Origin of the sequence: Limnohabitans sp. (assembly GCF_036804465.1) — a bacterium.
Classification (GTDB): Bacteria; Pseudomonadota; Gammaproteobacteria; order Burkholderiales; family Burkholderiaceae_C; genus Limnohabitans.
Map to the genome: position 1 here is coordinate 67,230 of NZ_DAIRSK010000016.1, position 2,231 is coordinate 69,460.

General features: G+C 27.5%; 3 protein-coding genes. All 3 read right to left on the reverse strand.

The genetic code is table 11. From position 1 onward, the window contains the following. On the reverse strand, positions 1-220 hold a 220-nt coding region (locus V7Q41_RS10070), incomplete at its 3' end, for a glycosyltransferase (RefSeq protein ID WP_333845696.1). Continuing rightward, positions 217-1,413, reverse strand: coding sequence for a hypothetical protein (locus tag V7Q41_RS10075; protein ID WP_333845697.1), 1,197 nt, complete (start codon positions 1,411-1,413; stop codon positions 217-219). The genes V7Q41_RS10070 and V7Q41_RS10075, both read right to left, overlap by 4 nt. Before the next feature lie 67 nt (positions 1,414-1,480). After that, a partial coding sequence (locus V7Q41_RS10080; RefSeq protein WP_333845699.1) for a hypothetical protein occupies positions 1,481-2,231 on the reverse strand: 751 nt, incomplete at its 5' end.

Below are 2,231 nucleotides of genomic sequence, written 5' to 3' on the forward strand. Positions count from 1 at the left end.
CTTTATTAAATGCATCCGAAATTCCAAAATCAGGCTCAGAAATATAATCTGTAATTATATCAGAATATTCTTTTATTATATTTACAGTACTATCACTTGATCCGCCATCGATTACAATATAATTTGTAAAGTATTGTCGTGAACGACGAACAGATTCAAAACATCTTTGAAGGTGTTTTTCCGAATTAAAAGTTATTGTAACAAGGTCAAAGGATCTCATATAGCCACATTACTAATATTGCTTAAACGACTAACATTTAATTTGAGAAGACGAAATACAATCAAAGCAAAAAATATATGTTGAATCCATACCCCTCCTCCATTTATTGTATTTGATATTATCATACCAGATAACAAAAAATCTATGAAAGTTAAATTTGATTTTGAAAATCGATCCCTTAGCTCCACTAGTAATGCAAAATGGAGTAAAAGTAAAAAAACAAATCCTGGCAGTCCAAACCATAGAATAAAGGAAAACCAATTATTAGCATCATATAACATACCATCATTAAACATAATGGCTACTGCATTAGATGAACCAAAACCAGTACCAATCCACCAGAGACCATTTATTGACATGAAATCCATACCATCATAAATTAAAACTCCACGCGAGTTAGCACCTGTTGAACCACCAGAAAAAATAAAATTAAAACCTTCAATTATTCGTACAAACATTTCTCCGAACTGACCAAAATCAGCAATGCTTGTTAAAATAATACCCCAATTAAACACAACAATTAAAATAATAAAAATAATTGGCAATATAAAATACAGAACAGATCTAATATTAATACTTAAAATACCAATTAGAATCATTGTAAATATTAATGAAAGATAAACTGTAGGTGAAAAAGTTAAAATCATTGTTAAGAGTGCAACAAACAACCACTTAACATCAAATGATTTGAAAAAGTAAATAATTAATGCAGGTAGGAAATGAGATAAATTTGAAGGTTCTGTAACAAGCCCTTGTGCACGAGGCGTTGAATAACTGGTATCGACAGCTATGTTAAAACCCGATATATAAGAACTAATCCAAATTGCAATAGTAAATAAAAGATAAATTTTAAAAAAATTCAAAATTATAAATTCATTTTTATCGTAATCCAAACTCCAAAATACAAGAGAATAAAAAATAAGCTGAGCAATGTACATTGAAAGGTCTGCCAAAAACAACCTTTCATCAATTATGTTTTGACCAGAAAAGACAAGAAATACAGTATGGATTATGCAAAATGTCGCGAATCCTAAAGCAGTAATAATTATTGTTAAATTATATTTGAAATAAAATAGAGTAAATATTAATAATGCAGCAGTAGGAATTCTTATCAACTCTCCATCCACTCGCAAAGCTGATACAAATGTAATTATAAGTAAAATAATAATCAAAAAACGTTCTCTCAAAAGCATAAATATTAAATAATTAAATGTTTATAGTTTATAGTTTATTCAATGCAGATTAATTTTTTAAGACAAATTATATTTTTATAAAATATTTATTTGTAATCTTGCCATCTCTTAAAAATTTATCTAACTCTATTATGATTAATGTCCCATAAATTATATAGATAAATATTCTCAAAATAACAGATGGGATTAGTGCTTCTTCACCGAAATACCAAAAACCAACCACAGTAGAGATTAAAATAAAAATTGAGACGGCAAAAGAAACAATCGAAACATATCTAACTCTACCAAATGCAATAAGGACCAATCCCAACGTGGAAAAAAAAGATTCCAAAATACTAGATATTCCAATTATTATCATATAGTTAACTGAAAAAATTTGTTCATCTCTTACGTACAAGTAAAAAACATATCCAAAAATAGTTGCAAGGCTATTAAAAATTAATAATGAATATAATGTATTCTTCGCCAGTAAAATAACATCTTTCAATAAATCCTGTTTATTTAAATTCATTGCTGCTAATCTTGGAAATGCAGCTGTTACCCAAGCTCCGCACATCAAGGAAGACATTCCAAGTATTTGTGATATAAAACCCACCTCGGCACTAATTTTAGAAGTGGTGTTGTTAACTATAATCAAATAGTTTAAATTGGTGGCAATAGCATATGATGATACTGATAAAATCATCCATATATATTCACCATTTTTTAATTCGAATTTTTTTCTTTTTATAACCAAATTATTTTTTTTATAAACATTAATTTCCGAGCTAAGAATTTTATAATTTATAATTAATGTTAAAATTGAACCGATTAATAAT